At 69.3% G+C, this 7,524-nt stretch carries 10 protein-coding genes; 1 reads left to right on the forward strand and 9 read right to left on the reverse strand.

Going from position 1 to position 7,524, the window contains the following annotated elements; genetic code table 11:
* Positions 1-118: 118 nt before the first annotated feature.
* Positions 119-715, forward strand: coding sequence for a hypothetical protein (locus VFO68_RS31985; RefSeq protein WP_325162155.1), 597 nt, complete (start codon positions 119-121; stop codon positions 713-715).
* Here VFO68_RS31985 and VFO68_RS31990 read toward each other — a convergent pair.
* The 9 genes from VFO68_RS31990 to dprA all read right to left on the reverse strand — a co-directional run.
* Positions 684-1,022, reverse strand: coding sequence for a hypothetical protein (locus tag VFO68_RS31990; RefSeq protein WP_325162156.1), 339 nt, complete (start codon positions 1,020-1,022; stop codon positions 684-686). The genes VFO68_RS31985 and VFO68_RS31990 overlap by 32 nt on opposite strands.
* A 402-nt stretch (positions 1,023-1,424) precedes the next feature.
* Positions 1,425-2,111: a hypothetical protein gene (locus VFO68_RS31995; protein ID WP_325162157.1), complete on the reverse strand. Its 687-nt coding sequence runs from the start codon at positions 2,109-2,111 to the stop codon at positions 1,425-1,427.
* Between the two features lie 420 nt (positions 2,112-2,531).
* On the reverse strand, positions 2,532-3,551 hold the full coding sequence (locus VFO68_RS32000; RefSeq protein WP_325162158.1) for a hypothetical protein: 1,020 nt from the start codon (positions 3,549-3,551) through the stop codon (positions 2,532-2,534).
* A gap of 102 nt (positions 3,552-3,653) precedes the next feature.
* The gene (locus tag VFO68_RS32005) at positions 3,654-4,505 is read right to left on the reverse strand and encodes a hypothetical protein (protein WP_325162159.1); all 852 of its coding nucleotides are present in this window, start codon (positions 4,503-4,505) and stop codon (positions 3,654-3,656) included.
* 165 nt (positions 4,506-4,670) lie between these two features.
* Entirely contained in the window at positions 4,671-5,078 is a 408-nt protein-coding gene (locus VFO68_RS32010; RefSeq protein WP_325162160.1) for a DUF7715 family protein, read from the reverse strand.
* 151 nt (positions 5,079-5,229) lie between these two features.
* Positions 5,230-5,406, reverse strand: a complete 177-nt coding sequence (locus tag VFO68_RS32015; protein ID WP_325162161.1) for a hypothetical protein — start codon at positions 5,404-5,406, stop codon at positions 5,230-5,232.
* Between the two features lie 8 nt (positions 5,407-5,414).
* Complete coding sequence (locus tag VFO68_RS32020; RefSeq protein WP_325162162.1) at positions 5,415-5,603, reverse strand: hypothetical protein; 189 nt, start codon at positions 5,601-5,603, stop codon at positions 5,415-5,417.
* A gap of 223 nt (positions 5,604-5,826) precedes the next feature.
* Positions 5,827-6,318, reverse strand: a complete 492-nt coding sequence (locus VFO68_RS32025) for a hypothetical protein (protein WP_325162163.1) — start codon at positions 6,316-6,318, stop codon at positions 5,827-5,829.
* A gap of 300 nt (positions 6,319-6,618) precedes the next feature.
* Positions 6,619-7,524 (reverse strand): DNA-processing protein DprA (gene dprA / locus VFO68_RS32030; protein ID WP_325162164.1); only part of this gene is annotated, 906 nt, incomplete at its 5' end.

Here is a 7,524-nt window from a genome sequence, read left to right on the forward strand (position 1 = left end):
GCTCGGCCTGCCCAGCTGACGCCAGAACGGCCGTGGCGGCTGGGCGGGGCTTGTAGTGCTGTTCGCGTGAGCGAAGAGCTCGGTGTCGTTTCGGCAGGTCCGGGCTTAGCTTCGGGCGGTGGCGAACGAACTGACCATTCCCATCCTGCCCTGTCCCGACATCGACGAGATCGCGTCGTTCTACGAGATGCTCGGCTTCGAGATCACCTATCGGCAGACGCGGCCCAACCCGCACATCGCGGTGCGACGGGAAGACATCAATCTGCACTTCTTCGGGATGGACGACTACGACCCGGCGCAGTCGTACAGCACGTGCCTGGTCATCGTGGCGGACACCAGCGAGCTGTTCGAGGCCTTCGCGGCGGGGATGCGGTCCGTGCACGGAAAACTGCTCATCTCCGGCATCCCGCGCATGACCCGCCCGCGGCTGCGCAACGACCGCTACACCGGGTTCACCGTCGTCGATCCGGGCGGCAACTGGATCCGGATCAACAAGGCCGCCAAGGAACCCGAGGCGCGGACCAAGCTCGCCAAAGCCATGGAGAACGCCGCGAGGCAGGCGGATGCGCGCGGCGACGAACGCCAGGGGCTGAAGATCCTGGAAGGCGCGTTGAAGCGGGCGACCGGCGACGAACCGGAGTTTCAGGCGGTGCGGAAGTACCGCGACGAGCTCGTCGAACGGATCACGGGGTCTGAGCCGCGTCCAGGCGTTTGAGCGCGACCCTGTTGCGCCAGTCCTGCCAGTGGGGTGCTGTGATCCCAAACGTGTTCGGGTTCTGCACGTGGTAGCCCTCGCAACCGATCAGCAGCACTCCGTTGTCGGCGTACCCATGCTCGGCGTTGACGTCGGTTTCAGCAGGCTTGTCCTCGCCGCACTCAGGGCAAAACCTCGGCCTCGCCGGCAGCACCGCGCTTGGACTCGCGTAGTAGGCGTTGGCGGCAGCGACGTAGTCGGCGTCGGTGGTTGCCGGGTGCGGCGTGTCGCCCTGGGCCAGGGCAGCAGCTTTGTCGTCGGGTTCCACATCACAGCGTGACCCGTCACGGCCAGGAGTGGGGCAGCACGCACCTGAAGGCTTCGCGCGGTCTGCTCGTCCAGATCCGCCGGCAGCGCCAGGACGTTGTCCTGGTTGCGGTGGTATCCCAACCGCCGTAGCTGCTCCTCCACCGGCGGTGCGACGTATCCGTCGATCACGAATCCATGCTCGGGATGGCGGGCCACAATCGCGTCGAACTCCAGCGGATTGCACGCCTGCTCGTCCATGAGGTGAACCTCCACATGCTCGTGCGGAAGGAAGGGACAGCCGCGGTCACCCGGTGCTTGCTCCGAGTTGGGCTCGGCAGGCCGTCGATGCTGTTACGCAGGGAACTCGGCGCTGCCGTGAGATTCGGTCTTGCCATAGGTCCGGTCACCGGGCGGGTGTGTTTCAGCTGCGCCGTGTGGCTGGCGAGTCGTCGCAGTCAGGGGCGCCAGAGGCGAGGTGGCGCCAGGCGATGCGCAACGGCTCAGCCTCCGGCGGGACGGGCTGGATCGGGGTTGCGCAGCGGTGGCAGAGCAGGGTGACGGGTGTGGTCTCGTCGGCGCCGCAGCCCGGGCACGGGATGGTCGGGTCGGGCCGCCATCGGTCGACGTGCAGCGGTCGGACGCTGCGGCAGCGGTGGCAGCGGCCGCGGATGCGGGTGAGACCGGCGAGCGCGACCGCTTCGGCGACGGTCCACGCGGCGAACTGCCGTGCGGCGCAGCCCGACCGATCACCACCGGGCAGGTAGACGGTGTAGCGGTACTGGTCGAGGTAGCGAGCGGCGCGGCTGTCGTGCCGGTCGGCGAAGCGGCCGTCGGACAACCGATAACGGATCGTGCGATGGCCGATGGGATAGCCGGGGCGCACGACGCTGACCTTGTCCCGGTGCAGCACGGCCGCGAACTGAACGACGCCGGCCACGTCGAGAAAGGGCAGGCGCACCGTGCCGCGACCCACCAGGACGGCATACCCGCCGTCATCGGTCTGCCAGGACCGGATCAACCCGGCGCGGCGCAACCCCACCAAGGCACGGTCAGCCGCCCTATGGGCATCGGTGAGATCCGAGCCGTCGTGTTCGAACTGCGCCAGCACCAGGCACCTCCTGACGGGATGGACGCGAGCATGCCCACTACGGGCAGACGGGGTTCGGACGGGGAGCGCTGATTGTGGGTGGGACAGGACGGACCCCTGCTTCAGTGACCCCGAACCTCGGCCCGCCACTGTGGGGTGGCCGTGCGCAGAATCGCCGGGAGCTGGGCGTCGGCTACGGCTGGGCGTGGCCGTCCACGCTCGTGGGTTTGGCGGCGATCACCGGTCGGCCCATCAGGTGTTGGCGATAGCGCCACATCGCACCGACGCGACCCACCTCGCCGCGCCAGCCCACTCCGTACTGGTCGCGGGCGCAGGCACGGCAAATCCGGTCCTCCGTCGCGGAATCCCGCACGTAGTAGCCCGCTGCCCGGTCGCAGTAGTCACAGATCGGGGACGGCGCCGCTGGTGGTGGCGGGCGTGTCATGACCGGCCCTGTCCCGCGGTTCGTCGGTCGCGGTCGCGGTAGGCAGCCTGTTCGGCGTCGGCCTGCACCACGGTGAGCAGGTTCGCGACGGTGGCCGTCAACGCGGCCCTGTGCAGCTGGCCGAAGGCGGTGCGGTGCTGGTAGTCCCGCGTCGGGCCGGTCGCGTTCGACAGTGCCGGCACCGGGTAGGCGGCCAGAAACGCAGCCCACACCGCCCGAAACGTCTCGTGCTCCCACTGCCACCGGTGCTCTGTCGCTGTCCGTTGGGCCGCTGCCCGTTCCTGCTCGGCGTCGTGGCTGGCTTTCATGCTCGGGTAGTCCCACCCGAGTACCGTCGACGCGGCGTGCGCGAGGGCGTGGTCGTGTCGGTAGTTCGTGACCGAGGTGGCGGTCTCGGCCACCCATTCGTTGCCGTCGAAGGCGTAGTAGGCGGCCCGGATCTGGCAGCGTTCGGTTTCGCTCAGCGCAAAGCCCTCCGGCGCCACCGGTTCCAGGTCGCTGATCACATCCCAGCCCAGCCACGCCTCCCACGCCTGGTCGGTCAACTCGTCGATATAGGCGGTGTGCACCTCGTCGTCGAGCAGGCCGTTCTCGGCGATCCGGCCCAAGGCATCCACGATGGCCTGCAGTCGATCCAGGCCGTCGTCGACGGTCTGCGCACCGAGGACCGGAAGCTCGCCGAGCTGCAGCCACGCGGCGTCCTCGCCGTGCGCCCCGCCTGCTGTGACCGATACACCCGGTAGCTCGCCTAAGGCCCGCACGTTGGCCGCATCAAGGTCCGAGCCACCGTAGTCCGAATAGGACACTAGGGTGACCGTGACCGGACCGAATTCGTCGGTGGCGGCACCGTCGCTGTCGATCAGGGCGGCCACATGCTTCGCCGCGAGGCTGGTGGGCGCGGAACCGTAACGCTCCTCGCGCAGGAACACGCGGTGGGTGAGGATGCGCTCCCACAGCTCGAACGCCCGAGCGCGCTGCTCCGGGGTATAGGCGATGGTGCTGGACATGGTGATCACTCGCCGTTCTGTGGGTGCGGGAGTCAGTAGACCGGCATGACACCTCGACCGGCGTCGCCGCCGTGCCATCAGGTCGGGGCGGCATCCGCACAACAAAGGGTTCTAGGCCACGGCCAATTCGGGCTGTGGCTTGGGATAGGCGCGCGCCGGCAGCGCGATGACCGTTCGGGTGCGCTGCGCGCGTGTCCCGATCCGCACGGCATAGCGGTGGTTGCCGGGGTGGCGGATGCGCCGCGCACCGACGCAGCGCAGCGCGATGTCCAGCCACACCCGCACGTCGCAGCCAGGTTCGGGCGGCGGCGCTCCGAACGCCATCAACCGGGCGATGACCCCGCCCGCTCCGCGCTCCCCGCCGGTGACCTTGGCCACCGAGCGGGCGGTCAACGCCGTGGCATCGGGCAGCAGAATCAGCGAGCGGGGCGTGGACCGACCCAGCGCGTCGAACCCCAACGCCTGGTACACGATGCCGACATGACCCGGCTTGATCAACTCGTGTCGGCCGCTGCGGATGCGCCAGCGGGGCACCGGATCGGCGAAGGTCACCACACCGCGCACGCCGTGCTGGGCGGCCGCGTGGCGCAACATCTGGCCGCAGAACCAGGATTCGCCGTTGCTGGGCACCTGGTCCAGCAGGACCAGCCGGTTGAAGTCCAGCGCCTCGTAGTAGGGCACCAGAGTGGGGAACACGGTGGTCAGCACCGACTTGTGCATCGGCACCCCGAGCGTGGCGACCCCGACCAGGCGCGGCCCGGTGCCGGCGTGGTCGAGCATGCCGTATCGGTAGGTGGTACTGGGCAGTGCCGGCGCATAGTGGTGTGCGGCAATGAATGCCGCCGTGGCGGGCTCGTCCAGTTCCATGACCTGGTAGCGGTTCGGGTCGAATCCGCCCTCGTACGCTGGCCGCCACCGCGGGGACTGCTGAGCCCAGCGTTGGGTATGAGTGACGCTGACCATGTGCACCTCCGCGCACCAGCCACTCGATTCGCGGGCGTGGACTGGTGCCGTGATCCGTGGTGGGCGGCAGAACTCCGCGGTCAACCGATCGGCGGGTGAACGCCATCAGCAGGTGTCGACCGGGTGGTTAAGAGTCGCGTCGGGTTTGGCCGACCGTCATGGTCGTCAGGTGCGCATAGGGGTGGTGTCGACGCGGACGTTGATGTCGTCGCCGCGTCGTTCCACGACGGTGCCCGGTGGCCACTGGGAGGCGATGGTGTGTAGCTGCTCGGCTGCTTCGTGTGCCCAGCGCAGGGTCTGTTGGTCGTCGGGGAGCCCGGCGGTGATGAGGCTGGTGCGGAAGGCGTCGATGTAGTCCGGCATGGACAGCGCGCGGGTGAGGATCTGCGCGGTGGTGGTGGCCTTACGGGTGATCAGACCGGTGAACGCGCGAGCACACCCGCACGCGGAGCCGGGGTCGTCGTGGCAGGTTGAGGCGAGGTCGACCAGCTCGTCGTCCTGGGTGTAGCAGAAGTCGTCGCTGCGTGTGCCCTGGGTGCGACGAGTCGCCACCAACACCGGCATCGTGGACATCGACATCGCTCCTCGACAATCAGGGCCAACAGGTGGGCTGGCGGAGGTGATGCGGTCGGTGGTCGCCTCGTGAAAGGCGATGCGGTGAGAGCCCTGTCGGTAGTACGTGCTCTCGCCGTAGGACAGTTGCCCGGGAGTGTTTGCCCTGGTGTTATGCCTCGGTGGGGAGTTGGGTGTCGTCTGTGGCGACCTTGTCCACGTTGTCGATCAACGCGGCCAACTCGGTGCCCTTGTCGTCCCCGATCCAGGGGCCAGCGTTGCCCGGCCACCACGCATCGCCGAACTTGGCGACGCCGTACTCATTGATCAACTCGATCAATCGCCTCATCGTGGTGCTCATGAACTGATCTGTCCCTCGGGAGAGCACCCGACATAGAGCTTGCGGGCCTCGCCGCCAATCCAGCCGGCCACCCACCCGGCCGGCAGACCGAACGTCGGGCTGAAGTCGGCCGGGTTGTACAGCACGCCGTAGCGGGCCGACAGATCGGCCAGCGCGGTGTCTTGTGCTTCGTTGGGCATGGTCATGGCCACCGTCCCTACTCGACAATTGATTTCACGCGCTGTCCTGTGCGGCGCAACCCAACGAGTGCATGGTGGGGCGCGGTGTCTGGGCGCGTCACTGGAGTTCCGGCCACCGTTGCCTACGGTGTGCCAACACCAGGACACGTCGTTGACGTGATTGCGACCGTCGGCCAAGACGACGACACGGTTGCCGCGCGGGATGGTGGGTTGCGTGGCCACAAGCCGCTCAGGCAGCCTGCTGGGCAGGGGTTGTGTGGTAGCGGCACCGGACTGTCGTTCCGTGGTGGCGTCCCTGGCATTGCACGCCGCGCAGCCGCCGGTCCGGGACGGACAGTTTGCGCCGCAGGGTGGCCTCCAGGTCGTCGATGGCGGAGCTGTGCAGCGCTTCCTGATGCTCGAGCCGCTCGGCGCCGAAGTTGGGTTGGTCCGGAAACGCGATGCCCCAGAGCCGGAAGTACAGACCGGCGGCCGGCGCGGTGAACGGCGCGACCATGCTGGCCTGGCTCAACGTGCAGACGAGCTCGGCGGCGGTGCCACGTCGGGTATCGGCGTCGGTCACGACCCGCTGCAGCAGTTCGCGGCAGTGCGACCGGTAGACGAACTCGGTGCTCATCCGGTCGGCGGTGGGCGTCAGCAGGGCGAAGCTGTGGAACAGCTCGTTGGCGTAGCCGCGGTGACGGCGGGTGGCCAGCCGGATCTCGTCTTCGGCCCAGTCCATCTGCTCAAACGTGCGAGCCACAGTTGCCGTGGTGTCGCCCAGAAGATCGGACAGGGCGTCGAACGGGGTTGAGGGCGCAAGGACCATACAGATCGCCTCCAGAAGGGTTGGTGAGCGAGCAGACGTCGGCCCGGTCAGCCGGGTCGCGCGGCGATCCGGAACCAGGTGAACGGTCCGGGCGGCGCCCGCGACAGAGGAGGAGCGACCCCGGAGCGCACGGGCCATGGGTGCTGATCGGTGTCGCGGGCGGCCGGGGATGACCCACCGGCCGAACACGCCGGCCGGTGGGTGGTGCGCGGGTCATGCCGAGGCGGTCGTCCCGTCGGGGACCGGGTCGGCGGCGGTGGTGCTGACCGTGTCGAGGATCTCGGCGACGGAGCTGACCGGCAGCGCGGTGCCGCTGCGCAGCAGTTCGTGGCAGCCCGCCGACACGGCGGAGGTGATCGGGCCGGGGACGACCATCAGCTCCTTACCGAGTGCGGCGGCCGCGGTGGCGGTGTTGCGGGAGCCGCTGCGCACGCCGGTCTCGACCACCACGGTCCCCGCCGAGAGGGCGGCGATGAGTCGGTTCCGGGCGAGAAAGCGATGCCGGGCCGGCGGGGCACCGGGGGAGTACTCGCTGAGCACCAACCCGGTCTCGGCGATCCGGCCGAGCAGGCTGGTGTGCGCGGCCGGGTAGCCGACCTCCACGCCGCAGCCGAGCACCGCGACCGTGACGCCGCCGGCAGCCAACGCGCCACGATGCGCCGCGCCGTCGATGCCGAAGGCGGCGCCGGACACGACGGTCCACCCCTGGCTGGCCAGGCCGTAGCCGAACTCGGCCCCAACATGCTCGCCATACCCGGTAGCCGCTCTGGCCCCGACGATCGACACCGCCCGGTCCGCCACCTCGGACAACCGGGCCGCGCCGCGCACCCACAGCGCCAGCGGCGGCGCGTACCGCGGCCCGGCGCCCGGTTGAAGACACATCAACTGCTGGGTGGGCCACTCGTCGTCTTCCGGAACGACGAGACGGGCACCGGCGCGGTGCGCGGCGGCGAGATCGGTCTCGACGAGATCGTGGTGGCGGTGCGCGGAGGTCTCCTGCCCGACCGGGCTGGGGACATCGCCGGTCGCGACGCGCGCGGCGGCCTCGATCGGGCCGTGCGCGGCGACGAACGCGACCAGCGCCGGGGCGGGCGGTTCGGCCACCCGCAGCAGGTAGGC

The sequence above is a fragment of the Actinophytocola sp. genome (assembly GCF_035712165.1).
Lineage (GTDB): Bacteria > Actinomycetota > Actinomycetes > Mycobacteriales > Pseudonocardiaceae > DASYTH01.